28 protein-coding genes are annotated in these 25,949 nt (G+C 52.3%); 9 read left to right on the top strand and 19 right to left on the bottom strand.

Features of this window, described 5'->3' with window-relative positions:
* Nucleotides 1-15: 15 nt before the first annotated feature.
* On the bottom strand, nt 16-189 hold the full coding sequence (locus HVZ52_RS10965) for a GhoT/OrtT family toxin (protein WP_016153148.1): 174 nt from the start codon (nt 187-189) through the stop codon (nt 16-18).
* Nucleotides 190-381: 192 nt separating this feature from the next.
* Here HVZ52_RS10965 and yncL point away from each other — a divergent pair, with 192 nt between their 5' ends.
* Nucleotides 382-477 (top strand): stress response membrane protein YncL, encoded by a 96-nt coding sequence (gene yncL, locus HVZ52_RS10960; RefSeq protein WP_071524268.1) that lies wholly within the window; start codon nt 382-384, stop codon nt 475-477.
* Between the two features lie 119 nt (nt 478-596).
* Here the strand turns inward: yncL and HVZ52_RS10955 are convergent, their stop codons facing one another.
* Nucleotides 597-1,376, bottom strand: coding sequence for a helix-turn-helix transcriptional regulator (locus tag HVZ52_RS10955; protein WP_047417382.1), 780 nt, complete (start codon nt 1,374-1,376; stop codon nt 597-599).
* A 101-nt stretch (nt 1,377-1,477) separates the two neighbouring features.
* On the opposite strand from HVZ52_RS10955, the gene HVZ52_RS10950 reads away from it, so the two are divergent.
* On the top strand, nt 1,478-2,605 hold the full coding sequence (locus HVZ52_RS10950; RefSeq protein WP_181599230.1) for a multidrug effflux MFS transporter: 1,128 nt from the start codon (nt 1,478-1,480) through the stop codon (nt 2,603-2,605).
* 193 nt (nt 2,606-2,798) lie between these two features.
* Here HVZ52_RS10950 and patD read toward each other — a convergent pair whose 3' ends face one another.
* From patD to HVZ52_RS10910, 8 genes are all read right to left on the bottom strand, one after another.
* A complete protein-coding gene (gene patD / locus HVZ52_RS10945; protein ID WP_181599229.1) occupies nt 2,799-4,226 on the bottom strand; it encodes an aminobutyraldehyde dehydrogenase in 1,428 nt (475 codons plus the stop codon).
* Nucleotides 4,227-4,247: 21 nt separating this feature from the next.
* Nucleotides 4,248-5,054: an ABC transporter permease gene (locus HVZ52_RS10940; RefSeq protein ID WP_003020204.1), complete on the bottom strand. Its 807-nt coding sequence runs from the start codon at nt 5,052-5,054 to the stop codon at nt 4,248-4,250.
* Nucleotides 5,044-5,988, bottom strand: a complete 945-nt coding sequence (locus HVZ52_RS10935) for an ABC transporter permease (RefSeq protein WP_016153152.1) — start codon at nt 5,986-5,988, stop codon at nt 5,044-5,046. The genes HVZ52_RS10940 and HVZ52_RS10935 overlap by 11 nt, the downstream gene beginning before the upstream one ends.
* Entirely contained in the window at nt 5,989-7,005 is a 1,017-nt protein-coding gene (locus HVZ52_RS10930) for an ABC transporter ATP-binding protein (protein ID WP_053389782.1), read from the bottom strand.
* Nucleotides 7,006-7,021: 16 nt separating this feature from the next.
* Entirely contained in the window at nt 7,022-8,167 is a 1,146-nt protein-coding gene (ydcS, locus tag HVZ52_RS10925) for a putative ABC transporter substrate-binding protein YdcS (RefSeq protein WP_016153154.1), read from the bottom strand.
* A gap of 329 nt (nt 8,168-8,496) precedes the next feature.
* Nucleotides 8,497-9,906, bottom strand: a complete 1,410-nt coding sequence (locus tag HVZ52_RS10920) for a PLP-dependent aminotransferase family protein (RefSeq protein ID WP_181599228.1) — start codon at nt 9,904-9,906, stop codon at nt 8,497-8,499.
* 92 nt (nt 9,907-9,998) lie between these two features.
* Nucleotides 9,999-10,415, bottom strand: coding sequence for a type II toxin-antitoxin system HicB family antitoxin (locus HVZ52_RS10915; RefSeq protein WP_131382557.1), 417 nt, complete (start codon nt 10,413-10,415; stop codon nt 9,999-10,001).
* 31 nt (nt 10,416-10,446) lie between these two features.
* A complete protein-coding gene (locus HVZ52_RS10910) occupies nt 10,447-10,635 on the bottom strand; it encodes a type II toxin-antitoxin system HicA family toxin (RefSeq protein WP_049259794.1) in 189 nt (62 codons plus the stop codon).
* 263 nt (nt 10,636-10,898) lie between these two features.
* Between HVZ52_RS10910 and HVZ52_RS10905 the strand changes: the two genes are divergently transcribed.
* The 4 genes from HVZ52_RS10905 (at nt 10,899) to HVZ52_RS10890 (ending at nt 13,857) form a co-directional block, all read left to right on the top strand.
* Nucleotides 10,899-12,302, top strand: a complete 1,404-nt coding sequence (locus HVZ52_RS10905) for a cytochrome ubiquinol oxidase subunit I (RefSeq protein WP_016153156.1) — start codon at nt 10,899-10,901, stop codon at nt 12,300-12,302.
* Entirely contained in the window at nt 12,302-13,312 is a 1,011-nt protein-coding gene (cydB, locus tag HVZ52_RS10900) for a cytochrome d ubiquinol oxidase subunit II (RefSeq protein WP_016153157.1), read from the top strand. Before HVZ52_RS10905 ends, cydB begins: the two co-directional genes overlap by 1 nt.
* Complete coding sequence (locus HVZ52_RS10895; RefSeq protein WP_003020230.1) at nt 13,312-13,437, top strand: DUF2474 domain-containing protein; 126 nt, start codon at nt 13,312-13,314, stop codon at nt 13,435-13,437. Before cydB ends, HVZ52_RS10895 begins: the two co-directional genes overlap by 1 nt.
* Nucleotides 13,438-13,626: 189 nt before the next feature.
* Complete coding sequence (locus tag HVZ52_RS10890; RefSeq protein ID WP_016153158.1) at nt 13,627-13,857, top strand: DUF2554 family protein; 231 nt, start codon at nt 13,627-13,629, stop codon at nt 13,855-13,857.
* A 3-nt stretch (nt 13,858-13,860) separates the two neighbouring features.
* On the opposite strand, the gene HVZ52_RS10885 is transcribed toward HVZ52_RS10890, so the two are convergent.
* A complete protein-coding gene (locus HVZ52_RS10885; RefSeq protein WP_046275600.1) occupies nt 13,861-15,822 on the bottom strand; it encodes a U32 family peptidase in 1,962 nt (653 codons plus the stop codon).
* A 79-nt stretch (nt 15,823-15,901) separates the two neighbouring features.
* Entirely contained in the window at nt 15,902-16,438 is a 537-nt protein-coding gene (locus tag HVZ52_RS10880) for an XRE family transcriptional regulator (RefSeq protein WP_094761312.1), read from the bottom strand.
* A 105-nt stretch (nt 16,439-16,543) separates the two neighbouring features.
* Here HVZ52_RS10880 and HVZ52_RS10875 point away from each other — a divergent pair, with 105 nt between their 5' ends.
* Nucleotides 16,544-17,710 carry a benzoate/H(+) symporter BenE family transporter gene (locus HVZ52_RS10875; protein WP_181599227.1) on the top strand — a complete coding sequence of 389 codons (1,167 nt, stop codon included), beginning with the start codon at nt 16,544-16,546 and terminating at the stop codon, nt 17,708-17,710.
* On the opposite strand, the gene HVZ52_RS10870 is transcribed toward HVZ52_RS10875, so the two are convergent.
* Nucleotides 17,693-18,562: a helix-turn-helix domain-containing protein gene (locus HVZ52_RS10870; protein ID WP_046275602.1), complete on the bottom strand. Its 870-nt coding sequence runs from the start codon at nt 18,560-18,562 to the stop codon at nt 17,693-17,695. The genes HVZ52_RS10875 and HVZ52_RS10870 overlap by 18 nt on opposite strands.
* A 184-nt stretch (nt 18,563-18,746) precedes the next feature.
* Between HVZ52_RS10870 and HVZ52_RS10865 the strand changes: the two genes are divergently transcribed.
* Nucleotides 18,747-19,655 (top strand): DMT family transporter, encoded by a 909-nt coding sequence (locus tag HVZ52_RS10865; protein WP_016153163.1) that lies wholly within the window; start codon nt 18,747-18,749, stop codon nt 19,653-19,655.
* Nucleotides 19,656-19,690: 35 nt separating this feature from the next.
* Here the strand turns inward: HVZ52_RS10865 and HVZ52_RS10860 are convergent, their stop codons facing one another.
* The 3 genes from HVZ52_RS10860 to tehA form a co-directional block, all read right to left on the bottom strand.
* Nucleotides 19,691-20,365, bottom strand: coding sequence for a DUF3313 domain-containing protein (locus HVZ52_RS10860; protein ID WP_047417362.1), 675 nt, complete (start codon nt 20,363-20,365; stop codon nt 19,691-19,693).
* A 155-nt stretch (nt 20,366-20,520) separates the two neighbouring features.
* Nucleotides 20,521-21,117: a tellurite resistance methyltransferase TehB gene (gene tehB / locus HVZ52_RS10855; protein WP_016156592.1), complete on the bottom strand. Its 597-nt coding sequence runs from the start codon at nt 21,115-21,117 to the stop codon at nt 20,521-20,523.
* Entirely contained in the window at nt 21,117-22,118 is a 1,002-nt protein-coding gene (gene tehA, locus HVZ52_RS10850; RefSeq protein WP_016156593.1) for a dicarboxylate transporter/tellurite-resistance protein TehA, read from the bottom strand. The genes tehB and tehA overlap by 1 nt, the downstream gene beginning before the upstream one ends.
* Before the next feature lie 113 nt (nt 22,119-22,231).
* On the opposite strand from tehA, the gene ydcK reads away from it, so the two are divergent.
* Nucleotides 22,232-23,212: a YdcK family protein gene (gene ydcK / locus HVZ52_RS10845; protein ID WP_181599226.1), complete on the top strand. Its 981-nt coding sequence runs from the start codon at nt 22,232-22,234 to the stop codon at nt 23,210-23,212.
* Here the strand turns inward: ydcK and rimL are convergent.
* The 3 genes from rimL to HVZ52_RS10830 all read right to left on the bottom strand — a co-directional run bounded on the left by rimL (nt 23,204) and on the right by HVZ52_RS10830 (nt 25,900).
* Nucleotides 23,204-23,749, bottom strand: coding sequence for a 50S ribosomal protein L7/L12-serine acetyltransferase (rimL, locus tag HVZ52_RS10840; RefSeq protein ID WP_137351974.1), 546 nt, complete (start codon nt 23,747-23,749; stop codon nt 23,204-23,206). The genes ydcK and rimL overlap by 9 nt on opposite strands.
* 103 nt (nt 23,750-23,852) lie before the next feature.
* Nucleotides 23,853-24,077 (bottom strand): YdcH family protein, encoded by a 225-nt coding sequence (locus HVZ52_RS10835; RefSeq protein ID WP_003833168.1) that lies wholly within the window; start codon nt 24,075-24,077, stop codon nt 23,853-23,855.
* Between the two features lie 167 nt (nt 24,078-24,244).
* Complete coding sequence (locus tag HVZ52_RS10830) at nt 24,245-25,900, bottom strand: glucan biosynthesis protein (protein WP_049282406.1); 1,656 nt, start codon at nt 25,898-25,900, stop codon at nt 24,245-24,247.
* Nucleotides 25,901-25,949 lie beyond the last annotated feature (49 nt).

The following is a 25,949-nucleotide window of genomic DNA, read 5'->3' as shown; positions in this document are numbered from 1 at the left end:
GCGTTTACGCCGTCATCAGAAGAGAGAAAACATTAACGCGACGGGAAAACTCATCGGCCAGGTCGCCCCGACTAATACCGCGCTGAGAAAACGAATCCGCTTTTTATCGCGGGAAAGAAACCAGGTGATGATTGCCGTGATAGCGGCCATCACCGCATAAAAAACCAGCATTTTTTGGTACAGAGACATGTCAGGCATCCGGGCCGAAAGGTAAAATCGCGCGCAATATGCTCTTTTTCATGACCCACATCAAGTTTTATTAATTATTTTAAGAGAAACGCCGGTAAAACAAGCCGTTTTCATTATGTTCAGAATCCGTACTATTGCGGATAGTTATAACCCGTACTATACCCATAAGGGTTAAAACGAAAGGTGGCACAAATGAATGTTTCCAGTAAAACTGTGGTGCTGATAAATATATTTGCTGCTGTAGGACTTTTCAGTCTGATTTCCGCAAGGTTTGGCTGGTTTGCTTGATGTCGTTCTTCTTGATTAATTGCAGCGTCCGCTGGCAGAGAGACTCTTCTCTCTGCCATTAGTACACGATTTTCCCACTCTCCTGCCACCCGGTAAATTATCCTTAGTATGTAATACCCCTAATCCTTCTGCGGCATTATATTGCCCGCATAACGGCTCGGTGTTGTGCCGGTATGCTGATGGAAAAAAGCGATAAAAGCACTGTCACTGACAAATTCCAGATATTGCGCCACCTGGCTGATCTGCCCCCCGTCAGCCAGCATCTCCATGGCTTTTAATAGTCTAAATTGCTGCCGCCAGCTCTGATAATTCATCCCGGTATCCCTGGTAAATATTCGACTGATCGTCCTCTCGCATGCCCCAACCCGTTGGGATAATTGATTTAGTCGTGGTGGCAATTCGCCCATGCGTACTCCTTCAAGCCACACGTTCAGCCGTGGATCTGAGGGAAACTGCAACGTCCAGTTTTCACTGTGGGCGGCCCGCATTTCCTCACAGAAAACGGTGATAAGACTGGCCTGCTGCGCGGCAGGCATTTCCCATGGCCAGAAAGCCATACGTTCTATTACTTCAAAAAAGAGAGGATTAACGTCGACTATCTGCAGCGGTAATTTAGATAACGGCAATGTAGTTGAAAAATACAACGAACGATAAGCCATCACGCCACGCATTATGGCGCGATGTACCGTACCAGCCGGGATCCAGACCGCGCGCCGTGGCGGTAGCAGACACAGGGCATGCTCCAGCTCAATCGTAATGCTTCCCGCTGCCGAAAAAAGTAGCTGATGACGAAGATGGCTATGCCGGCCGGAATCGTGTACGCCCATCTCGGAGGCAATCCCGATTACCGGTTTATCAAAGCTATCCGCATCGAAATCATCATCCGGGGCAATTTCCATTATCTGTCCGATAGTTGATATTTAAAGTCTTGATAATGGTAATGCGACACCTCCCTTTCAGCAATAATGCCCGCCAGTTTTCTGTCTCTCTGGATATTGCTATGAACACTCTTCGCCGCCCGCCGCTGTGGCTTCTTACTTTGCTGATTATGTTTCCGCAACTGGTGGAAACCATTTATAGCCCGGCATTGCTAGGAATCGCCACGTCTTATCACGTAAGCAGTGAGCGCGCGGCGCAAACACTCTCCGTTTATTTTATTGCCTTCGCCATCGGCGTGGCGATGTGGGGTTGGCTGAGCGACTGCCTCGGTCGACGTTGGGCGATGCTGGCAGGACTTATCTGCTATGGGTCAGGTTGTGCCCTGGCCGTGGTTGCCACTGACTTCAGCGTTTTGCTGCTGGCGCGGATGATCTCAGCCATCGGCGCGGCTGCCGGGTCAGTGGTGGTACAGACCATGTTACGGGACACTTATGAATCAACTGCGCTATCCCGCGTCTTTTCCGTGATGGGCGCTGCGCTGGCATTGAGTCCCGTTTTCGGCCTGCTAAGCGGAGGTTGGTTGGTTAGCCTGTATGGTCATACCGGTGTATTTATTGCCCTTGTGCTGCTGGCGCTGCTACTGCTACTACTGACTGCGACCATGCTGCCAGAAACCCGGCCCGAAAATACGCTCAGCCCCAGCCTTTCTGCACTGCTCTCCAGCATGATGCGTGACCGCGAGCTGTGGAAAAATACCATGCTGGTTGCACTGCTGAACACCATGCTGTTTAGCTATTACAGCCTGGCTCCGTTTCTTTTCGGGCAATTGGGATGGAGTTCCAGAGCCTTTGGCTGGACGGGGGGACTACTTGCGTTTGCTTCGCTGTCGGGCAGCCTGCTGAACCGGAGATTATTGACGACAGACCTGACATCGGAACAGAGGGTACGTTATGCCTGTGCGCTGGCAGCAGCGTCAGGCCTCGCCGCGTGGTGGTTACAGCACTCCGCGTGGATTCTGATACCGGTTTTCGGCGCGGTTATTGCCTATGGCATCGCGATCCCTAATGTGCTGAGTCAGGCCCTACGCCACTATTGTGAACAGGCCGGGGCCGCCGGTGCATTGTTCGGATTAAGCTATTACCTGTTGCTGGGAATGATGCTGGGGGTGGCAGGCATGGTGCAACAATTGGGGCTGGTTCTGAGCGTCTGTGCGCTACTCGCCTGGATTTGCAGCTTGCGCCGCGGATAACCGGATGACGCTCCTGCACCACAAAGCCCTGACATTAATAAGCCGGGGCTTTGTTGTATTAATAGCCTGACCTCGCGGATATTTCCAACTTACCGCCGTCCGATGGCGACGAGGCCAGTGGCGCGAATAATATAGACACACGTTTGCCAGTATTTAGCTATCCGTGCCGCATTTATCGCTCGCGCTTAAGATATTACTCATGCTTGATCATGACATGGCGAACAATCGTGTAATCTTCCAGCCCGTAAACCGACATATCCTTGCCATAACCAGACTGTTTTTGTCCGCCGTGCGGCATCTCGCTGACCAGCGTGAAGTGGGTATTGACCCAGGTGCAACCATACTGCAGGCGAGCGCTAAATCGATGCGCGCGCCCCACATCCCGAGTCCAGACGGAGGATGCCAGGCCGTATTTCGAATCGTTAGCCCACGCCAGCACCTGACCTTCATCCTCAAATACGGTGACGCTGACCACCGGACCGAAAACTTCCCGCTGCACGATAGCATCTTCCTGTTTCGCCCCGGCCAGCAGCGTCGGAGCAAAGTAGTAGCCTGCGCCGTCCACTTTTTTACCACCGGTGATGACTTTGATATGCCCCAGTGCTTTGGCTTCATCGACCGCTTTAGTCACGCGATCGAGGTGCGCCTGCGAGCTTACCGGCCCCAGCTCCGTCGATTCGTCATTCGGTGCACCGATTTTCAGACTGGCAACCGCGGCACCGAGTTTCTCAACCAACGCGTCATAAATGCCTTTCTGGGCATAGATTCGACAAGCGGCAGTACAGTCTTGTCCGGCGTTGTAATACCCAAAGGTTCGCACGCCGCTCACCACAGCATCCAGATCAGCATCATCAAAAATGATGACCGGGGCTTTGCCGCCCAGCTCCATATGTGTGCGCTTAATCGAAGGCGCGGTGTGCTGGATAATGTGTTCACCGGTCGCAATGGAGCCGGTCAGGGAAACCATCCGGACTTTTTCATGACCGGTCAGCGGGTCACCCACCGTTTTGCCACGGCCAAAAAGCACGTTGATAACGCCAGGCGGATAAATATCTTTGGCAAATTCTGCCAGTTTAAGTGCCGTTAGCGGGGTAATTTCTGACGGTTTAATCACCACACAGTTACCCGCCGCCAGCGCCGGTGCCAGCTTCCACGCCGCCATCATCAGCGGGTAGTTCCACGGCGCGATAGAGGCCACCACGCCCAGCGGATCCCGACGAATCATCGACGTATGCCCTTCCAGATACTCTCCGGCCGCCTGCCCTTGTAGAGTACGAGCTGCCCCGGCGAAGAAGCGGAAAACGTCGACGATTGCCGGAATTTCATCGTTAAGGACACAGTGCAGCGGCTTACCACAGTTAAGCGATTCCAGCTCAGCGAAGGTTTGCGCGTTATCGGCGATAGCATCCGCCAGTTTCAGCAGCAGTTCGGAACGGACTTTCGGTGTGGTTTGTCCCCAGGAGGCAAATGCGCTGTCTGCTGCACGTACCGCCGCATCAACCTGCCCGGCTGACGCCTCGGCAATCTCCAGAATGCGTTCTCCAGTGGCAGGGTTATAGACTGGCTGCTTTTCACCTTCACCGTTGACCAGCTCGCCATTAATCAGTAATTGATGTTGCATAGCAATTTCCCATATCGTCGTTTATTTACCGTTTCCGGCGAGAGTGTCGCCTTCACGCGTTAGCCACCAGGCCCCTAAAATTGGCAGTGTTGTCACCAGCATTACCAGCAATGCCACAACGTTGGTGACAGGCACATCTCGTGGTCGACCCAGTTGATTGAGCAGCCACAAAGGAAGTGTTCTTTCATGTCCGGCGGTGAACGTTGTCACGATGATTTCATCAAACGACAAAGCAAACGCCAGCATCCCTCCCGCCAGCAGTGCCGATGCCAGGTTTGGCAGCACGACATAACGAAAGGTTTGCCAGCCGTTGGCGCCAAGATCCATAGACGCTTCAACCAGACTCCATGAGGTACGGCGAAAACGCGCCACGACGTTGTTAAACACCACCACCACGCAAAACGTCGCATGGCCGACCACGATGGTGAGAAAACCGGGTTCCAGATTGATAGTTTTAAACGCCGTCAGTAGCGCCAGACCGGTAATAATCCCCGGCAGCGCGATCGGCAACAGCAGCAACAGCGATATTGCGCTTTTACCAAAAAAGTCCCTGCGCCACAGTGCGGCAGCGGCCAGCGTCCCCAGAACGAGAGCAATGGCCGTCGACAATGCAGCAATTTTAAGTGACAACGTCACCGATTCCAGAATATCGCTACGTTGCGCCGCAACGCTAAACCACTTCAGCGTTAACCCCTGTGGTGGAAAACTAAAAGCAGCCTCCTCAGTATTAAAAGCATAGGTGGCGATGATGAGGATGGGAAAGTGCAGGAAAATAACCCCGCCCCATGCCGCCAGTTTGAGTAACCAGGGCGCGCGTTCAGAGTGCATCGAAAGCTCCCAGACGCTTCACGAACGCCAGATACAGTGCGATTAACACAATCGGCACCAGAGTAAATGCCGCCGCCATCGGCATGTTGCCGATAGCCCCTTGTTGCGAATACACCATATTACCGATGAAATAGCCTGGCGGCCCCACCAGTTGCGGCACGATAAAATCGCCCAACGTCAGAGAAAAAGTAAAGATCGACCCCGCCGCGATACCGGGTATCGCCAGTGGCAGGACCACATAGCGGAAAGTCTGATGCGGACGAGCGCCCAAATCAGCGGAGGCCTGTAAGAGCGAAGGCGGAAGTCTCTCCAGCGCGGCCTGTACCGGCAGGATCATAAACGGCAGCCAGATGTAGACGAACACCAGAAAACGCCCTAACCCTGAAGTCGACAACGTATTGCCGCCGACCGCAGGCAGCGTCAGGAACGAAAGCAGCAGCGGCTCCAGCCCCAGATGGGTTAAAAACCACTGCGCCACACCGTCTTTAGCCAACAGTAACGTCCATGCGTAGGCTTTAACAATGTAGCTGGCCCACATCGGCAACATCACAGCAATGTAAAAAAAGGCTTTCATTTTGCCACTGGTATATCGCGCCATATACCACGCCATCGGAAACGCCAGAATCGCGCTGGCAATGGTGACCGCCACCGCCATCGTCAGGGTACGCAAAATGATGTCGTAGTTGGCGGGATTAAACAGCGCCTGCAAATTCGCCAGCGTCAGGTCGGGCGTGACCGACATGGTGAAATCATCGAAGGTATAAAAACCTTGCCACAACAGCGTCAGTAATGAGCCGAAGTAGACGATCCCAAACCACATCAGCGGTCCGAGGAGCAGCAAAAACAGCCCCAGACCCGGATTACGCCAGAAGAACCCTGAGATCCGGTTCAGACTTGTCGACTGTGGAGGCGAATGTAAGACATTCATAGCCATTCACCTCTCCTCAACCAGCGGTACCATCACGTCGCGTGACCACGATGCCATCACCTGTTGACCCGGCGACAGCGTTGTCGGCAGCATTTCTCCCGTCAGGTTCGCCTGGCTAACCAGCAATTTTTCACCGCCGACAAGTTTCAGCTCAAAACGTGTCGCGGCACCCTGGTACTGCACAGCCTGGATAACCCCCCGGGCCTGGACTTCGCCACTGCAATCATTCAAGCGAATGTGTTCCGGACGCAGGGAAAACATCCCCTGTAGCCCGCAAACATTCGCTGACATCGTTTCATCAAAAACATTTGACGTCCCGACGAAACTTGCCACAAACGGTGTGCGCGGACGCATGTACAGTTCACGCGGAGAATCCACCTGTTCAATGCGACCATTATTAAACACCGCCACACGATCGGACATCGACAGGGCTTCACCCTGATCGTGGGTGACAAAAATGAAGGTGATACCCAGGGATTGCTGTAGCTTTTTCAGTTCCAGCTGCATCTGCTCACGCAGCTTAAGATCCAATGCCCCGAGCGGTTCATCCAACAGCAGGACGCGCGGTTCATTGACCAGCGCGCGGGCAATCGCCACGCGTTGCCGCTGACCACCGGAAAGTTGCGATGGTTTGCGTTCATAAACAAAACCGAGCGCAACCTTATCCAGCGCTTCACGTGCTTTTGCGTGACGCTGTTTTTTATCAATACCTTTGACCATCAGCCCATAGGCGACATTGTCGAGAATCGACATATGCGGGAATAGCGCATAGTCCTGAAATACCGTATTGACGTCCCGTTCCCAGGGCGGCAATTCGCTGGCCTGCTTACCAAAAATGGTGATTGCGCCGCCTGACAGTTGCTCAAACCCTGCAATAAGGCGCAGACAAGTGGTCTTGCCGGAGCCGGATGGCCCCAGCATAGAGAAAAACTCACCGTCGTTAATCGCAATACTCACCCCATCAACTGCACGAACATCCCCGTACAGACGCGAGACGTTATGAAACTCCACTGCGTACGTCATAAAACCCCCAGCGGAATTAACGACCGCCCATAATGGCGATGTAATCCTGCGTCCAGCGACTGTAAGGAACGAATTTGCCACCTTCTGCGATCGGCGTTTTCCAGAAGGCAATTTTGTCAAAGTAGCTATAGCCGTTGGTTTCACAGCCCTTTTCACCCAGCAGCGGGCTGGCTTTACAACCTTCAGGCACGACTGGCAGAGAACCAAACCAGGCTGCGACGTCGCCCTGAACTTTCGGGGTTAATGACCAGTTCATCCATTTGTAAGCGCACACCGGGTGTTTGGCTTCGCTGTGCAGCATGGTGGTATCAGCCCATCCGGTAACCCCTTCTTTTGGGAAGACCGTGGCAATAGGCTGACCTTCTCCTTTCAGGGCGTTCGCCTGATAAGGCCAGGCGCTGGACGCCACCACACCTTCGTTTTTGAAGTCGCTCATTTGTACGGTGGTATCGTGCCAATAGCGATGGATGAGTGCGTGTTGATCGCTCAGGACTTTGATCACCGCCTGATACTGTTGTTCGGTGAGTTGATAGGGGTCGGTAATGCCCAGTTGCGGCTGAGTCGCCTTAACGAATAATGCAGCATCGGCAATATAGATCGGGCCATCGTAGGCTTGAACGCGCCCTTTATTGCTTTTTCCGTCCCCAAGTTTTTGCTCAACAAATACCACGTTCCAGCTATCCGGCGGCGTTGGGAAAATTTTGGTGTTGTACATCAGCAGGTTTGGCCCCCACTGGTATGGTGTGCCGTAAACTTTTCCGCCAACGTTAAACCACTCGCCTTTTACCACGCGCGGATCGATGCTTTTCCAGTTAGGGATCAGCGCGGTATTAATCGGCTGAACGCGTTTTCCCATAATCAGACGCAATGAGGCATCGCCGGAAGCGGTAACCAGGTCGTAGCCGCCTTTTGCCATCAGGCTGACCATTTCATCAGAAGTGGCCGCTGTTTTAACATTGACCGCGCAGCCGGTCTCTTTCTCAAACTGCGAGACCCAATCATATTGTTTATCGGTCTGTCCACGTTCGATGTAGCCCGGCCAGGCAATAATATCCAGACGACCTTCCGGTTTATCTAAGGATGTCGGGGGTTCGGCTGCCTGTGCAGTCATCAGCGTCATACTGAGTGCGCACAGGCTACTGAGGGCAAACTGCTTGCTCATAACGTCTTACTCCTGTCTAAAAAATATTGAGCGGCAGCCTTGCCGTAAATATATGTCCTTTCCTAAAAATAGTCGGGGTGTTGTAAGCGTTCCTGCTGGCGCAAGGAAATTTAATCAGGTTGTGAGCTAACGCTCATTACGCTACTGACGCTGATCGGGAGCTTTAATCTTCTGGAGTATAGACAAGGAGTTAGGTGCAACAGTGGCAATAGTAAGAACTATTGATTTTTTGTATGGTAGCACCCGATATAAATAACATCGGGGTTAGGTATTCTCTATTTCGAAAATAAGAACGCGCTATTCTTTTATATTGAATAGCGCGTTACGTTTTATTTCATCATCTCGCGAATTAATTTTCCCAGCTGTTTCACAGCCTGTTCCTCACGCTCTCCCCAGTGCCATGCGGTATTAAAGCGAAAGAAACGAGTCCAGCTCCCCGAGGTCGAAAACATTTTTCCCGGTGCAATGCTGATATGGTGCGCCAGTGCCTGGGTGCTGAGCACGCCTGCATCAAGCGGTTCAGGCAGTTCCAGCCACAGAAAATAGCCGCTGTCGTTATGGTGAATTTTGACTTCCGCCGGAAGATGACGCAGCAACGTTTGCCAGGCCTGCTGTTTGCGTTCCGCCAGTTGACGGCGTAAGCGGCGCAGATGCGCGTCATAGCGCCGGGTTGACAGATAATCCACGAGCGCAAGCTGCATGGGGGAACTGGTGGATAACGTGCTCATGAGCTGGAGTCGCTGAATACGTCGAGCATGCTTCCCGGCCGCCACCCAGCCCACGCGAAATCCGGGCACCAGGCACTTCGAGAAAGATGCACAATGTAAAACGCTGTCGGCGCGATCCCAGGCTTTGGCAGGCAGTGGTTTTTCGCGACCAAAGTACAGTTCGCTGTAGACATCATCTTCTATCAGCATTACATGATATTTTTCCAGCAATGCGACCAGGTGCGCCTTTTTCTCTGGGCTGAGCGTAAAACCCAGCGGATTTTGGCTGTTGGTCATCAGCCAGCAGGCTTTTACCGGATACTCCTGCAACGCTTGCTCCAGCGCGGTAAGATCGATCCCCTCTTTCACGTCGGTGGCAATCGAAAGCGCCTTCAGCCGTAATCGCTCCAGGGCCTGCAACGCCCCATAGAAACAGGGATTTTCGACAATCACCCAGTCTCCCGGTTCGGTAACCGCCTGCAGGCTCAGGTTGAGGGCATCCAGCGCACCGGTTGTGATGACAATTTCATCAGGTGAAATGGTCATCCCCTGTTGAGCATAGCGGCGGGCAATGGCATGGCGCAGCTCATCATTTCCCGGCGGCAGGTTTTCTATCACGCTCATGGCGGTCGCGGTTTTACTGACCTGCGCCAGCGAGCGGTTCAACTGCTGGAGGGGAAACAGACGCGGATCGGGGAATGCAGAGGCAAATGGCATCACTGACGCATCCCGGCTGGCCTGCAGCATATCAAAAATATAGGTGTTGATATCCACCGCTTCATCGCGCATCACCTGCGCCTGCGGCGCTGCCAGCTCACGTTCAGGGCGCGCGGCAACATAGTAACCCGACTGCGGCCGGGCGATAATCCGGCCCTGACTTTCCAGCAACTGATATGCATGTCCGACGGTCATAAAACTCATGCCGCTGCTGACCACCTGCTCGCGCAAGGATGGCAAGCGATCGCCGGGCTGCCATACGCCAGACGCGATTTGATCGCGAATTTGCTCAGCCAGTCGCTGGTATTTTTTCATTTTTCGTCCTGATAATCGGTGTCGGTGACACGCACTGTATATATCAGTTTACATAATCAGGGCATTTTTTATAACTGTTATAGTTAACAGTTTTACAACATTGTTACTGACAGCTCCTTGCCTAAGGCGCGTGCAGCTATTTGCACAGCATCAATTTTTGTCGCGTGCTTTAAATCGAACAAACGGGTAATTTCCTGCTTAGGCCTGCCGATCCTGTTTGCCAGCTCCTGCTGGGTGATTTTTGATTCAAGAAAGGCATTTAACAAAAGAACCTTCGACGCAATGCTCAGGGGGATTTCCACATAGTCACCTTCAGTGCCAACCGCCGAAGGTAAAGGAATCGGTTCGTTATCGTCGAAATAGAATTCAAAAGCGGTCACCAATGCAGACTGCGCAGCCTGCAAAGCCCCATGACGGGTTTCGCCCTGAGTTAATGCTTCAGGAATATCCGGGAAAGAAACCACGAATCCACCTTCCACGGCGGGGATTAGATTAACGGGATAACGCATGATTTTTTCAAAATCTCTCATATAATTAACCTCATATTGATGATGACTGTAAGCCAAGCTGCTTCAGGATCGATTTTCGCAAGGCTTCTTTTATTTCATCACCAGGATGCCTGGGCATAACGCTACGCCTTCCCTGATACCTCAACTTCAGATGATTTGAGCCGTTTGTAACAGCCACTCCCTGAGATTCAAGCCAGCGTCTGAACTCACTTTGCTTCACTGCGCCTCCCTGTCGTCTATTATACGCACAAAGTAAACATTTATGATTACCTTTTCATTACCTCGCTAGTGATAGCGTAAAATCACTCGCATGGGGAGGACGCGATTCAATAACAGGAATCCAGGTTCCAGATTTCATATCAGCCAGGCCAACCTATAACAGCACGACAACTGTTATGGTTAAAAAGAACTGTTCTGTTTCTGCCTTCCATTGCTTCGCAGCCTTAGAATTGCGCTAAATCAATTTTGCCTGCGGAGCTAAGCATGTTCGGTCTTGACGCGTTTCACCTGGCGAGGATCCAGTTCGCGTTTACGGTATCCTTTCACATCATCTTTCCGGCGATTACCATTGGCCTCGCCAGTTATCTGGCGGTGCTCGAAGGGTTATGGTTAAAAACGAAAAATCCGACCTGGCGCTCGCTATACCATTTCTGGTCGAAAATATTCGCCGTAAACTTTGGTATGGGCGTGGTTTCCGGGCTGGTGATGGCTTATCAGTTCGGCACGAACTGGAGTGGTTTTTCTGAGTTCGCCGGTAGCATCACCGGGCCGCTGCTGACCTATGAAGTATTAACCGCCTTCTTCCTCGAAGCGGGCTTCCTTGGGGTAATGCTGTTTGGCTGGAATCGGGTTGGCCCAGGACTTCACTTCTTCGCGACCTGTATGGTTGCGCTGGGTACTATTATTTCTACCTTCTGGATCCTCGCCTCCAACAGCTGGATGCAAACGCCACAGGGCTATGAAATTGTTAACGGGCAAGTTGTTCCCGTCGACTGGTTCGCCGTGATTTTCAATCCGTCATTCCCTTATCGTTTGCTGCATATGTCCGTTGCCGCCTTCCTGAGCAGCGCGCTGTTTGTCGCGGCATCAGCCGCATGGCATTTATTGCGCGGTAATAGCACGCCAGCAATTCGCGCGATGTTTTCAATGGCGCTGTGGATGACGTTAATCGTCGCTCCGCTGCAGGCCTTAATTGGCGATATGCACGGGTTGAATACGCTGAAGCACCAGCCTGCAAAAATTGCGGCGATTGAAGGACACTGGGAAAATCCGCCCGGTGAACCGACCCCGCTGCTGTTGTTCGGCTGGCCGGATATGGAGCAGGAGCGCACCCGCTATGGGCTGGAAATCCCGGCGCTGGGCAGCCTGATCCTGACTCATAGTCTGGATAAACAGGTCCCGGCGTTAAAAGAATTTCCGAAGGAAGACAGGCCCAATTCCACCATCGTGTTCTGGTCGTTTCGCATTATGGCAGGGTTAGGCATGCTGATGATCCTGCTGGGCGCGTTTGCCCTGTGGCTGCGTTATAAGGAGCGGCTATACACCTCACGTCCTTTCCTGCGTTTTGCATTGTGGATGGGGCCCTCCGGTCTGATTGCCATCCTTGCTGGCTGGGTGACCACCGAAGTTGGCCGTCAGCCGTGGGTGGTTTACGGTTTGCAACGTACGGCGGATGCGGTTTCCGCACATGGTGATTTACATATGAGCATCAGCCTACTGTCTTTCTTTGTGGTGTATAGCTCGGTGTTTGGCGTGGGTTACAGCTACATGATCCGCCTGATCCGTAAAGGACCACAGGAAGATGAGCCGACCATTCCACCAACAGGCACGCCGGCGCGGCCGCTTTCTGCTGTCGTTCTCGATTCTCAACCGGAGGCACACCGCTAATGGGTATCGATTTATCAGTTATCTGGTTTGTAATTATCGTGTTCGCCACGCTGATGTATATCGTGATGGACGGTTTTGATCTCGGGATCGGTATTTTATTCCCTGCGATTTCGGATGCGGATGACCGCGATGTGATGGTCAACAGCGTCGCCCCGGTATGGGACGGTAATGAAACCTGGCTGGTGTTGGGTGGCGCCGGATTATTCGGCGCTTTTCCCCTGGCCTATGCGGTGATTGTCGATGCGCTGACGATCCCATTGACCCTGATGCTCATCGGCCTGATATTTCGCGGCGTCGCGTTTGAGTTTCGCTTCAAAGCCACGCCGGCGCATCGACCATTCTGGGACAAAGCTTTTCTCGGCGGTTCAATCCTCGCGACATTCACTCAGGGTATTGTGGTCGGTGCCGTACTCAACGGGTTTTCCGTCACCGGACGCAGCTACAGCGGCGGTCCTTTCGACTGGCTGACCCCCTTTACCCTGTTCTGCGGCGTGGGCCTGGTTGTAGCCTACGCCCTGTTGGGGGCAACATGGCTGGTGATGAAAAGCGAAAATCCGTTGCAGGATAAAATGCGCTGCGTGGCAAGAAAACTGCTGCTGGCGATGCTGGTTGTCATTGCCATTATCAGCCTGTGGACGCCGCTGGCGCACAGCGCCATTGCCGAGCGTTGGTTTAGCCTGCCCAATCTGTGGTTCCTGATGCCGGTTCCGCTCCTGGTTGCGCTGATTAGCCTCTGGCTGTGGCGCTCGCTGGGTCAGCAAAACAGCCATACGCTGCCTTTTGTATTGACGCTGGGGCTAATTTTTCTCGGGTTCAGCGGGCTGGGGATCAGTATCTGGCCCCACATCATTCCACCTTCCATTACGCTGTGGCAGGCGGCAGCTCCGGCGCAGAGTCAGGGCTTTATGTTGGTTGGCGCGCTGCTGATTATCCCGATAATCCTGGTGTACACCTTCTGGAGCTACTACGTTTTCCGCGGCAAAGTTCAACATGGTGAGGGGTATCATTGATGCAACAAACAATCTGGAAACGCCTGATGTGGCTGGTGATCCTCTGGGGCGGCAGCGTGCTGGCCCTGGCCGCCGTTGGTATGTTCTTTCGTCTCTTGATGACGGCCGCCGGATTTAAATCCTGATTCTCTCTCTGATAACAACCGGGCAGCGCTGCACTGCCCGGTTGTGACAAATCCCAACGTTATCTAAACAAAAATGTAAAAAACATCGAAATGACAAAACAGAGATTGTCATTAACCCGATTAAAATATTGAATAGTCACCTGGCGAAATTATCGTCAATTCCGCAGCTAACGTACCAGAGGGTGCATGATGTTTAAGAAAGGGTTAACGGTGTTATTGCTGGCCAGCGCGCTTTTTTCCGGTCAGCTTCTCGCTACTAATCAGGGACATGAATATCTTCAGGTGCAGGATGCCGATCACTTATTACGACACACGGCCGACAGCGATGAACTACGAATGACGGCGGAAGAATCCGCCGCCGATCTTCGCGAACACCATTACTGGCAAAAATCACGCAAACCCGATACACATCAGAGCTAACCGTTAGCTTTTACGCTTTGGCAACGTTTTCAGCAGTTCTTCAGGGCTGACGGAAGCCACCACGCTGCCCGGCAACGGCATCTTCAGAATGTGATGTTTCATCTTGCCGATCACGTGCATTTCGCACGGTCGGCAATCAAATTTCAGCGTCAAGACCTCATCGCCGTTAACCAGTTGCATCGGCGTGGCTTTCCAGCTTTTGATATTTCCTTTCGCCTGTTTCGGACACAGGTTAAACGCAAAACGCAGGCAATGTTTGGTGATCATCACCGGCACATCGCCCTTCTCTTCATGCGCCTCATAGGCGGCATCAATCAACTGCACGCCATAACGGTGATAAAACTCTCGCGCTTTATGGTTGTAGACGTTAGCCAGAAAGCTCAGATGCGTTTGCGGGTAAACCGGCGCCGGCTGGGCAACCGGTTTACGGCGACCGCGCTGATAGTTTTGCAAACGAGCTGCATCCAGCATGTCGACCGCTTCACGTCGCAACTGATTCAGTTGACCGTTCGGCACGAACAATGCTCCCGGCAGATTCACCTGAATATTACGGGCGTAATACAGCGTTTGTCCCAGTTTTGCCAGGCCATCCTGCAGGTTGCTCAACGCTTTTTCTGCATTGTTCGCTTCCTCAAACTGGCCGTCCAGCGTATGGGTGATACTCACCCCCTCCTCACTGGTGAGCGTCAGGATCAACTGTTCCTGCCAGCCGCCCAGCTCAATATCGACCGCGACGCGGCGTTCGCTGGAGGTTTTGGTCAACGCTTGCTGCCAGTTATGATCGAGATTGCGGTTCAGCGGATGGTTGGCGCGCACTTTGTGCAGGTCGGCGGGCATTTCATTCGGCCACACCCGATAACGATTGTGCCCCGTTTTTTCAACGGTGTTGGCGCGAAATCCGACGACCTCACGCTTGATTAACACGTTCAGACCATCCCCGTTGGCCAGCGGTTCTGTTACCTCAACATCGAGATGATCTTTTGCCACCTTCAGGACTTCGCCAACCGGCAGACCGATGAACTTTGGTGAGTCGAATGCGCCGATATCCCCTTTACGGGCATTCACAAAATAATCGGTGCTGCCGCGATGGAAGGTCTTTTCCGTGGATGGAGTAAAGAAATGTTCGGTACGCCCGGCTGAAGAACGGGCAAGATCGCCGCGCTCTTCAATAATGGCGTCCAGCATCTGACGATAATGCGCGGTAATATTCTTCACATAGCTCATGTCTTTATAGCGCCCTTCAATTTTGAAGGAGCGCACGCCTGCGTCAATCAACGCACCGAGGTTGGCGGTCTGATCGTTATCTTTCATCGACAGCAGATGTTTTTCATAGGACACCACGCGCCCCTGATCGTCTTTCAGGGTATACGGCAGGCGACAAGCCTGAGAACAGTCACCGCGGTTAGCGCTACGTCCGGTTTGCGCATGTGAAATATAACACTGGCCTGAATAGGCGACGCACAGCGCACCGTGAATGAAAAATTCAATAGTTGCATCCGTAGCCTGATGAATGGCGTGTATCTGCTCAAGGCTCAGTTCACGCGCGAGGACAATTTGGGTGAATCCGACGTCAGAAAGAAACTTCGCCTTCTCGACGCTGCGAATATCACATTGGGTGCTGGCGTGCAGCTCAATGGGAGGGATATCCAGCTCCAGAATCCCCATATCCTGCACAATCAGGGCGTCAACGCCGGTCTGATACAGATCGGTAATTAATCGCTGTGCGGGCTCCAGCTCATCATCATGCAAGATTGTATTCAGCGTCACAAAGATTTTCGCCCCGTAACGATGCGCAAACGGCACCAGTTCGGCGATATCTTTCAGGCTGTTACTGGCGTTATGACGCGCACCAAAACCCGGTCCGCCAATGTAAACGGCGTCAGCGCCGTGCAAAATGGCTTCACGTGCAATGGCGGTATCCCGGGCCGGGCTTAACAATTCAAGGTGATGAGGCTGCTGACGCATACAGTTGTTACCATCCACAAGTGGTAAAAATGGCGGCTATTGTAGTCACAAGCGCGGATTTTCGGAATAGTTTTCCCGATTAACCGCGCGGGTAATGGATCAGGGAATGAAAGTGAACCGTTTGTTCGCTACTGTTACGGTAGCTATGCGCCCTGTCTCCCGCAAAACGCACCCCCTCGCCGGATTTCATGGTGCGCCACTGCCCCTCAATACACATATCCAGCAGCCCATTTATCACCACCACGTGCTCTATAACGCCGGTTTCATGCGGAGCCGATTCACTGAGCGCGCCGGGTGCCAGCTGTATCGAAAAATGATCGAAGCACAGCTGTGGGTCCCACGGAAACAGTGGCGTGACGACCATCGCCTGCTGCTGGGGATCGAATGTTGGCGCACCGTCTGACTCTGGCGGTGAAATAAACGTCGAGAATGGCACGTTCAGTCCGGTAGCAATTTTCCACAATGTCGCCACCGTTGGGCTGGATTCGTTGCGCTCAATCTGCCCCAACATGGCTTTTGACACGCCGGTTTCCTCCGCCAAACGTGACAGGCTCCATTCCCGCTGGTGACGTAGCGTGCGGAGCGTTGTGGCCAGATAGTGGGTTAAGTTTTCCATTTTTCGCCTTCCTGACTCTCCTTTCTCAAGGCTACAGCTTAGCACTTGTACGCTATAACGCACAGTGCTACATTGATTGACCGTTATAACGCACACGGAGTGACTATGCGCGCATTCTCCATCCCACTACCCACCGTATTATCGGGTTTTGTGGCTGTCCTGGTCGGTTACGCCAGCTCGGCTGCCATTATCTGGCAAGCGGCCCTGGCCGCAGGTGCGACCACAGATCAAATCGCAGGCTGGATGACCGCGCTGGGGATTGCAATGGGCGTCAGTACGCTGGCGCTGACGTTATGGTATCGCGCTCCTGTGCTCACGGCCTGGTCAACACCTGGCGCCGCGCTGCTGGTTACGGGTCTGCACGGGGTATCGATTCAGGATGCTATCGGCGTTTTTATCGTAGCTAACGCGTTGATTGTGCTGTGCGGCATAACCGGATTGTTTGCCCGTCTGATGAAAATAATCCCCCACTCACTGGCATCAGCCATGCTGGCCGGGATCCTGCTGCGCTTTGGTCTGCAGGCCTTTAATAGCCTCAACAGTGAGCTTATTTTGTGCGGTAGTATGCTGGTGGCATGGCTGGTATTTAAAGTCACAGCCCCACGGTACGCGACGATCGCCGCGATGCTGGCGGGTATCGCTATCGCGCTAATAAAAGGTGACATTGTCACAAGCGGAGTGAATTTATCGCCGGTCATGCCTGCGTTTATTGCCCCACACTTTTCATTTGCCCACAGTATCAGCATTGCGCTACCGCTGTTTCTGGTTACCATGGCTTCACAAAATGCCCCTGGTATTGCCACTATGAATGCCTCGGGCTATTCATTACCCGTTTCACCGCTCATTATCTTTACCGGCCTGCTGGCGCTGATGTTTTCGCCGTTTGGCGTCTACTCCATCTGCATTGCCGCCATAACCGCCGCAATTTGCCAAAGTCCCGAAGCGCATCCTGATGCCAAACGACGCTGGCTCGCCGCCGCCGCGGCTGGCGTCTTCTATCTTCTGGCTGGGGTGTTTGGCGGTTCAGTCACAGGACTAATGGCGGCACTGCCCGTAAGCTGGATCCAGATGCTGGCCGGTCTGGCCTTGCTCGGGACGATTAGCGGTAGTTTGTATCAGGCGTTGCATAATGAAGCGGAACGCGACGCAGCCATCGTTACGTTTTTGGTCACGGCCAGTGGCCTGACGTTATTGGGGATTGGATCTGCATTCTGGGGGCTGGTCGTAGGCGGTATCTGCTACGCCGTGTTGACGTTATTTCGCCGCACGTAGCTGTGTTGGCGTTTTACCGGTTACCTGTTTAAATCGGTTACTAAAATGGCTTGCCGAACTGAATCCGCAGGTCATCGCAATATCTGACAAACTGCGTGAAGTGTAACAGACCAGATGCTGCGCCAGCGCCATACGACGTTGCATCACGTACTGATGCGGTGCCATATTCATCGACTGGCGAAACATTCTGGCAAAATGGAATTCGCTGAGCGCCGCCTCACTAGCCAGATCGTTCAGGGTGATTGGGTACGCCAGATGCGCGTCAATATAGGCCAGCACGTTACGCAAGGTGACTGGCGCGAGTCCCCCGGTGACGGTGGGCAGCCGCCATTGAACGTTGCTGTAATGCTGGATCAGATGCGTTAACAGTAGCGAAGATGCCGCGCTGAGCGTGAGGTGATTGGCCGGTTGCTGCCAGTCGTTATCAAGCAGAAACTGACGGTAAACCGCCGTGATCCCCGGGTCACTGCCAAACGTGTGCTCGTCCAGCGTGAAGCTATAGGGGCTTTTATCCCAGACTTTTTCACCCACTTCGCGCAGATGTTCGTCGGTACAATAGAGATGAACAAAGGAGAGATCGTCGCGGATATCCCAACTTGATTCGCTCTCTTTCGGCATCAGGCAAAAACGGTCCGGTCCGCCGCCATTCTTCCAGCCCCCCGCCGTTTTGTGGTAACTCTCGTAGCCATCCGCGATATATAAACTGAGCGTATGGTGATCGCAATACTGGGTGATGGTATCGCGCTTGTTTGACCAGGCCGCCAGTTGGATCCCTGAATGTAACGCAACCGATTCATGCAGCACGGCATTATGTTTGCGTAAGTTTTCAAAGGCATCGTAGGGCTGAGGCATACCATCACATTCAAAATAAGTTAGCAGGCTTTCAGTCTATAACAGCCACATATTGTTAACAGCTTCCTTTTCGCTTTTACGCTAAAAAAGCGCAAGATTTTGCAAGTCCGCCGCAAACCGATGAAAGCCTCCTGCCGCCAGACATGACACAGTGTGAACCTGAATCCAAAAAAGAGAGAGTTGTATGAACGCACTGTTGTACTGCCTGGTGGTGGTAATTTGGGGAACGACATGGATTGCGATTTATTTGCAGCAGGGCCCGGTTTCTGCGCCGGTTTCTATCTTTTGGCGCTTCGCCGTTGCCAGTTCGCTGATGATAGTGATCCTGCTGGTTAGCGGTAAATTACGCAAACTGTCTGGTCGCGATCACCTGTTTTGTCTGTTACAGGGTGGATGCGTTTTTTGCTTCAACTTCTGGTGTTTTTATACGGCTGCAGCCTGGATTAATACCGGCCTGGAGTCGGTGATTTTCTCAATGGCCGTCCTGTTCAATGCGGTCAATAGCTTCATCTTTTTTGGGCAAAAACCACCGCTGCGTTTCTATATAGCAGCCGGTCTTGGACTGACGGGCATTGTGACTCTGTTCTGGCAGGATTTGCTCAACAGCGGATTCAATCATTCCTTGCTGCTGGGTATCGGCTTAAGCGCCCTTGGAACCTTCGGTTTCTCATTGGGTAATATGATCAGCATGCGTCACCAGAAAAAAGGGCTGGAAGTGTTAACGACCAACAGTTGGGCCATGCTGTACGGCACGCTGTTGATCGCTGCCATTGCGCTGATGCGCGGGGACAATTTTACGCCACAGTGGACATTCAGCTATCTCAGCGCGCTGTTATATCTGGCTATTTTTGGCTCAGTGATTGCTTTCGGCGCTTATTTCACACTGGTAGGTCGCATTGGTCCCAGTAGGGCGGCATACAGTACCCTGCTTTTCCCGCTGGTTGCGCTAACGCTGTCAACATTGTATGAAGGATACGTCTGGCAGGTTAACGCTATTGCCGGATTGGTGTTGATTTTACTGGGGAATATGGTGATGTTTGCCCGACCAGAAGTGCTGATGGGTAAACTATTCTATCGACGCCGGGTGGCATAAAAAAAACGCACCATCCTGAGATGGTGCGTTGATTATTATTGTGGTTTTTTGTTCACGTCAAACATGGTGGCATCCGTCGCCATGTCATCAACAACTTTCTTCAACGTTTCGAATGTCATCGGCGTATTTTCGTTGCTCAGATCTTTACCTTCACCCTTACGTACAACTTTAATTACCGGTTTATTGGTCGCAGCATCAATCAACTCACCCTCGAAATAGAGGTTGGTATCCATGGTACGGTGACCCGTTGCCATTTGTGTTCCCGCAACGAGTAGCGCAACCGGGATCACTTCATAGAACTGCAGTCCTTCTTTGCTTGTTGCAACACCGGTAATCGCTCCGCGGAAAATCAGGCTACGTGGCCCAGGGGTAGTAACCAGGGGCTTACGCTTGCTGATGGCGGATTTCAACTGGGTATTAGTGTAGGTCAGCAGTTGATCAAGAACCTGCTGCCCTACCTGCGTGGTAGGTTTAGGAACCGGATAATACGTTACCGGGTTATATACAATGTTGTCATATTTGGATTCGTTGTAGCTCGGATCAACCCAACGGAGTACGGTTTGTCCCGATGCTGATTGTGTTTCCTTCAAATCAGAGTAATTTTTTAAAAACCCAGAATATTTATCCGGCGCAGTCACTTTTGACGCACAGCCGGATAATGCCAACAAGCCAGTAAGCACTGCAACTTTAAATAAAGTTTGAGTACGCATGAAACGATCCCTTTAGTTTTCGCAATGATGCTTAAAAAGAATAGCAAAACCGTTTCATTTTGGATGTACTAAAAATGGTAAACACCGCACAATTTTCTCTCTACGCCCGGCACAAAAAATGCTGAGCGCAGAAAGAGTTAACCCAGGCGGGAGGTTCAGGCAGTTTTGCGTGCCAGCATTGTGGCAAAGCGCAGTTTAATTCGATTACCGTTTTCATCCGTACGATGAAGTTCACCCACGTCTTCGTTATATTTCAGCAGATCCCATCCGCTGTAATAGTTGCGCAATTCTCCGGTTTTAAACGCGAACGGGAACCCCACGGTACACGGAAAATCATCAGTATCCATCGCCGCGACAATTAAGTTATATCCGCCCGGTTTAGTGCAACGCTGCATATTTTCAATAAGGCCAGGGATAGTTTTGGCTTCAAGGAACATCAGCACAACGGTAGAAAGAATAAAATCATATTCGCCGTCAAAGCGTAATGCGTTGAGATCCGCGACATTCGCGTGCAGATTGGTCAGCCCTTCCGCCGCTTTGATACGCTCAAGGTTAGCGATGCTCATGGGGTTTTTATCCCATGCTGTCACGTCATAACCGTTTGCCGCAAGGTACAGGCTGTTACGACCGTTACCGCAGCCCAGGTCTAACGTTTTACCTGGCTTAACAATTTTTGCCGCTTCAACAACATCGGAATGCGTACGAGTTAAATCGTATTTCTCAGTAAAGTAGTTTTCGTCGCAAAGGGTCATTATTTATCCTCAGATTTCAGTAATGCAGCACGCTCCGTGCGGATGAGCAGTTTCCCCTGCATCAGCAATGCAAACGTACGTACCAGTAATAATGCAATGATAAAATTGGTAAAAATAAACAGTGGGATCGACAGCGTATGAAAAAATCCTGACTCGCTACCGTGGCCCAGATGCAGCCCTGTTGTTGCCAGAGCCGACACGCCAAACGAGAAGCTCCAGAAAGACGCATTAAATGGCTGTGACAAATACCACGGCATGAGCCGTAGCATGAACAGCAGTTGCAGCAGACCATAGCCGAACAACATTTTGGCTAACGTATCGCCCTCGCCGCCGTTAACGCTAAGCCAGGCGCTGCAGGCGACCAGCGCAGGCGCCAGTTGAATGCCAAGTGAAGTACGTAACACCGCAGGCAACTCACCGCAGCTACGTAAACGTTGCAGAATCACCGGCTCCAGACTGAGCCAGGAAAAAACCCCGGCGCCTAAAAACACCAATCCTGCGTCGTTGAAACCCAGTGCGCCACAGGCCATTGCACTGATAAAGTTATTGGCGACGGTCGGCAGATACAGACCCGGCGTGGTGGCTTCCTCTGGATGCGATCCACGCCACAACCCTGCCGTTTGCCAGGCGGCGTAGGCCAGCTGTATCACCACGCCAATGCTGAACAACCCAATCGCCAGCGGTCGATACCACGGGACAAAACCAATCGCGACCAGCATCGTTGTGGCCGGAAACAGACTGACAAAGCTGCTCATCACCGGGTGACGAATTTCCGCCAATACGCTATGCGGAAAACGCAGTAAACGGCTCAGAAAAGCCAGCGTCAGCAGCCCCCAAATGACCATTGCGAGGATCACTAAACCGTCGCCAATCAAGTGACTCACTGGCCACACCTGACTGGCATAACGCCACGCAAACCCCATCCCAATGATGCCCAGTACCATGCCAAAATAACCGGCCGGAAGATTGAGGACCCGCTCACTCTGTTTGTTCTTACTCATTTTGTTTATTTTTTAAAGTATATTTGAAATGCATTTTATGGAATTTCCGCTGATTTAGCCAGTGCGGAAAACTTTGCTACGTTTAACTAAGGTGCGCAACATGGAAATGAGCTATGACCAAATATCGTCTCAGCGATGAATCTCGATCCTTTAGTTACCAGGATAATGGCAATAAAAAAAGCGTATTACTACGCCAAATCATTGCGCTCACTGATTTTAATGATGTCCAGGCCGGCACGCCCGGTGGCTGGATCGACAATGAAAGCGTGCTGTCACAAAGCGGTGATTGCTGGATTTACGATGAAAACGCGCTCGCATTTTCCGGCGCGACGATTACAGGAAACGCCCGCATTACTCAGGCAAGCGTGGTCAGAGATGGCGCGCAAATTAGCGATGACGTGTGGATTGACCGGGCTGAAATCAGTCATAACGCGCAAATACGTGACAACGTCACCATTCAGGATTCTGTGGTTCGCGGCGAGTGCCTTCTCTTTGGTGATGCGCTCGTGATGTGTGACTCTGAAATCATCGCCGCCAGGGGGCTAACCCGTGAAAGCGACCAGCTCCTGCAAATTTATGATCGGGCTTTTGTCAGCCACTCACGAGTGGTGCATCAGGCGCAGATCTATGGCGATGCGAAAATCAACTATGCCTTTATTGAACATCGGGCGGAAGTTTTTGATTTCGCACAGGTGGAAGGTAATGAAGAGAACAATGTCTGGATTTGCGATTGCGCCAAAGTCTATGGATATGCGCGCGTCATCGCCGGGAGCGAAGAAGATGCCATACCTACCCTACGCTACAGCTCGCAGGTGGCGGAGCACGCGGTAGTTGAAGGTAACTGCGTGCTGAAACACCACGTGCTGGTCGGCGGTCATGCGCAATTACGCGGTGGACCGCTCCAGTTAGACGACCACATCCTGATTGAAGGCCACGTCTGCGTGCTGGGCGAAGTGCTGATCGAGCATCACATTGAGATAACCGGTCAGGCGCATATCCAGGCGTTTGATGGCGATGCCATTCACCTACGCGGACCGAAAGTGATTAACGGTGAACAGCGCATTACTCGCACGCCTATCGCAGGTTTATTCTGAAGAGCCATCAATGATGCGGGCGTAGAGATTCACATCATAGTAATCACCATTAAGGAATTCCGCCTGTTGCATACATCCTTCCAGTTGGAAGCCATTACGTAGCGCCACCTGGTTGCTCTCAACGTTTTCTACGCGACATTTAATCACGAAGCGGCGAATCTCCTGACGCTGCGCATAATGATGGATTAAGGCCTGTAGCGCCTGGGACATGATGCCTTGACCCTGATGCTCCTCATCCAGCCAGTAGCCGATATAAGCCGCTTTGTTCAGCGGTTCTATCTGGTTAAACGAGATAACCCCGACCACATTTTCTTGCGCAAAAATCAGGAACATTTTGGCGTAACCGCGCTGGTGCAACATCATATTACCCTGCACATTCTTGCGGGTGTCCTCCTCACAGGCAACAAACTGCGGCCAGTTCAGCGACTGCTGGAGCCAGCTTTTATTTTTAAGCACCAACTGATGCAGAGGCGTGACGTGTTGCTCTTCTACGGCACGCAGTTCCAGCGTGTCATTGATGGTAATCACTTCTGACATTTTCATTCCATTATGATGGTTAAGCAGGCCACCCTGCTCAATCAAATAAAAACAGGAAGGGCTCCCTTTTGGAAGCCCTTTTACACAGCAAGTGCCGTTTTACTTAGCTCTCACTGACACTCTCTTTTTGCAATATTTTGAGCAGATCTTCCTTCAGGTGGAGTTTCTGTTTCTTAAGGCGAACAATGTCCAAACTATACCCCCGACCATCCGAACCTTCCAGTCTGGAGATCTCATGATCAAGGCTGTTGTGTTTTTCGAATAAGGACAGAAAGCGAGGGTTCTCGGATTTCAGTCGGGAAATAAGGTCTCTGTATTCTGGAAACATACTTTCTCCCTGTTAGTGGAAAAGAACGTGTATAAGAAATACACACCTCCAGAGTACCCACTTGACTTACAGAAAAATGCGAACGGGATCGAGTAAATAGTGTACAGAATGGTTGTGAAGAGGATTACAGATACGGCTCCCCATTCGGAGAGCCGTAAAGGGAGTGATTAACGCATCTCGCGGTCGTCAACGTACTGACGTTTATCCGGCGCTGGCGGGAAGTACTGATACAGCCAGGTTTCACTGATGGCGTCGCCCTGACAACGCAGGAACATACGCATATCTACCGGATCGGTTGAGTCAGAGGTCGGATACCAGTCAAACTGAATGCGATAACCGTCGATAGGTTCCACGTAAAGGATCTCAATCTGTTTCGCTTCACCGCTGGAGAGCGTAATCACCGGTTCAATACCCTTCGGCGCTGCGGCTTTTAGATCGCCACCGACGAAATCAACAGCAAAACGTCGCGCCCATTTTTCCGGGTAGTGCTCGCCCGGCGCCCATCCTTCCGGGAAGCCGCCCATGCCTGTTCGGGTCGCCATCACGCGAGCCAGCGGTGAACGCACCGGCGGCTGAGCACTCCAGTACAGGCGATATTTGAATTCCAGATCATCGCCCGCTTTGATCGACCTTTCAGGCTGCCAGAAGCAGACGACGTTATCCAGCGTTTCGCCGGTCGTCGGGATCTCCATCAGGCCGATAGTCCCCTTGCCCCACTGGTTACGCGGTTCGACCCACAGGCTCGGACGCTTGTTGTACCAGCCCATGATATCCTGGTAATGGGAGAAGTCGCGATCGAGCTGCAGCAAGCCAAACCCTTTCGGGTTGTTATCGGTATAGGCGTTGAACTGCAGTTTTTGCGGGTTATTCAGCGGGCGGCAGATCCACTCGCCATTGCCCCGCCACATCGCCAGACGGTCGGAATCATGAATTTGCGGGTGAATGGTGTCACACATCCGACGTTCGTTGTTGCCGCAGCTAAACATGCTGGTCATCGGTGCAATACCGAGCTGCTTGATGTCTTTGCGCGCATAGATGTGGTTTTGTACATCCATGATCACCTGCGTTTTCTCGCAGTGGATCACGAACTTAAATGCGCCGGTTACGCTGGGGCTGTCGAGAAGCGCATACACGGTAAAGGAGGTTGCGCCCGGTTTGACCGTTTCAAACCAGAAAGAGGTGAAATCAGGAAATTCTTCTTTGCTGTCGGTGTAGGTATCTACCGCCAGACCGCGGGCCGATAAACCGTACTGATAGGTGTCATCCACGGCGCGGAAATAGCTGGCGCCCAGGAAAGAAACGATATCGCGACGGGCTAATTCTGGCGCTTTAAACACGCGGAACCCGGCGAACCCGAGGTCAGTCTGCCCTTCCAGCTGTTTGGTATCCACACCCGCATCATTGTATTTAAACAGTTCCGGACGGAAGTGGATTTCGCGCGCCATATGCGTGCTGCCATCAACCGAGAACATGCGTACGCGGCGACGGAAGCCCATTCCCACATGAAAGAACTGCGCATCAAGCTGACGATTTTCAACATTGTTCCACAGAGACTGCTCTGGGTCATATTGAATGCTGTTGTAGGCCTGCGGTGTCAGTTTGGCCAGCGTGTCAGGTAACGCGCGCGGTGCGCCGCCCCAGGGCTTCTGTGCTAAGTCATGGGCCATCGATTGCAGAACGGAAAAATCAAAACGTACGGTTTTTCCGTCTGCAATGTCAGACTCTGCCGCAAAGGCGGCGCTGGAAAAGAGTGATGCAATACCACTGGTTCCGCACACGGCGGCCATTGCCATTGAACCTTTAATAAATCGTCTGCGATTCATGCCTGAAAGTAAGTCCTTCTGGTCGTGTAAATGGTCCCGCGCCGGCCAT

Source organism: Citrobacter sp. RHB36-C18 (assembly GCF_013814485.1).
Classification (GTDB): Bacteria; Pseudomonadota; Gammaproteobacteria; order Enterobacterales; family Enterobacteriaceae; genus Citrobacter; species Citrobacter braakii.
The sequence above is the reverse complement of the archived record's forward strand: the minus strand, read 5'-3'. Positions and strand labels throughout refer to the sequence as shown.

Coding starts and splice junctions, on each gene's coding strand:
- HVZ52_RS10965 (WP_016153148.1), bottom strand. CDS start 189: ATGTCTCTGTACCAAAAAATGCTGGTTTTTTATGCGGTGATGGCCGCT.
- yncL (WP_071524268.1), top strand. CDS start 382: ATGAATGTTTCCAGTAAAACTGTGGTGCTGATAAATATATTTGCTGCT.
- HVZ52_RS10955 (WP_047417382.1), bottom strand. CDS start 1,376: ATGGAAATTGCCCCGGATGATGATTTCGATGCGGATAGCTTTGATAAA.
- HVZ52_RS10950 (WP_181599230.1), top strand. CDS start 1,478: ATGAACACTCTTCGCCGCCCGCCGCTGTGGCTTCTTACTTTGCTGATT.
- patD (WP_181599229.1), bottom strand. CDS start 4,226: ATGCAACATCAATTACTGATTAATGGCGAGCTGGTCAACGGTGAAGGT.
- HVZ52_RS10940 (WP_003020204.1), bottom strand. CDS start 5,054: ATGCACTCTGAACGCGCGCCCTGGTTACTCAAACTGGCGGCATGGGGC.
- HVZ52_RS10935 (WP_016153152.1), bottom strand. CDS start 5,988: ATGGCTATGAATGTCTTACATTCGCCTCCACAGTCGACAAGTCTGAAC.
- HVZ52_RS10930 (WP_053389782.1), bottom strand. CDS start 7,005: ATGACGTACGCAGTGGAGTTTCATAACGTCTCGCGTCTGTACGGGGAT.
- ydcS (WP_016153154.1), bottom strand. CDS start 8,167: ATGAGCAAGCAGTTTGCCCTCAGTAGCCTGTGCGCACTCAGTATGACG.
- HVZ52_RS10920 (WP_181599228.1), bottom strand. CDS start 9,906: ATGAAAAAATACCAGCGACTGGCTGAGCAAATTCGCGATCAAATCGCG.
- HVZ52_RS10915 (WP_131382557.1), bottom strand. CDS start 10,415: ATGCGTTATCCCGTTAATCTAATCCCCGCCGTGGAAGGTGGATTCGTG.
- HVZ52_RS10905 (WP_016153156.1), top strand. CDS start 10,899: ATGTTCGGTCTTGACGCGTTTCACCTGGCGAGGATCCAGTTCGCGTTT.
- cydB (WP_016153157.1), top strand. CDS start 12,302: ATGGGTATCGATTTATCAGTTATCTGGTTTGTAATTATCGTGTTCGCC.
- HVZ52_RS10895 (WP_003020230.1), top strand. CDS start 13,312: ATGCAACAAACAATCTGGAAACGCCTGATGTGGCTGGTGATCCTCTGG.
- HVZ52_RS10890 (WP_016153158.1), top strand. CDS start 13,627: ATGTTTAAGAAAGGGTTAACGGTGTTATTGCTGGCCAGCGCGCTTTTT.
- HVZ52_RS10885 (WP_046275600.1), bottom strand. CDS start 15,822: ATGCGTCAGCAGCCTCATCACCTTGAATTGTTAAGCCCGGCCCGGGAT.
- HVZ52_RS10880 (WP_094761312.1), bottom strand. CDS start 16,438: ATGGAAAACTTAACCCACTATCTGGCCACAACGCTCCGCACGCTACGT.
- HVZ52_RS10875 (WP_181599227.1), top strand. CDS start 16,544: ATGCGCGCATTCTCCATCCCACTACCCACCGTATTATCGGGTTTTGTG.
- HVZ52_RS10870 (WP_046275602.1), bottom strand. CDS start 18,562: ATGCCTCAGCCCTACGATGCCTTTGAAAACTTACGCAAACATAATGCC.
- HVZ52_RS10865 (WP_016153163.1), top strand. CDS start 18,747: ATGAACGCACTGTTGTACTGCCTGGTGGTGGTAATTTGGGGAACGACA.
- HVZ52_RS10860 (WP_047417362.1), bottom strand. CDS start 20,365: ATGCGTACTCAAACTTTATTTAAAGTTGCAGTGCTTACTGGCTTGTTG.
- tehB (WP_016156592.1), bottom strand. CDS start 21,117: ATGACCCTTTGCGACGAAAACTACTTTACTGAGAAATACGATTTAACT.
- tehA (WP_016156593.1), bottom strand. CDS start 22,118: ATGAGTAAGAACAAACAGAGTGAGCGGGTCCTCAATCTTCCGGCCGGT.
- ydcK (WP_181599226.1), top strand. CDS start 22,232: ATGACCAAATATCGTCTCAGCGATGAATCTCGATCCTTTAGTTACCAG.
- rimL (WP_137351974.1), bottom strand. CDS start 23,749: ATGTCAGAAGTGATTACCATCAATGACACGCTGGAACTGCGTGCCGTA.
- HVZ52_RS10835 (WP_003833168.1), bottom strand. CDS start 24,077: ATGTTTCCAGAATACAGAGACCTTATTTCCCGACTGAAATCCGAGAAC.
- HVZ52_RS10830 (WP_049282406.1), bottom strand. CDS start 25,900: ATGAATCGCAGACGATTTATTAAAGGTTCAATGGCAATGGCCGCCGTG.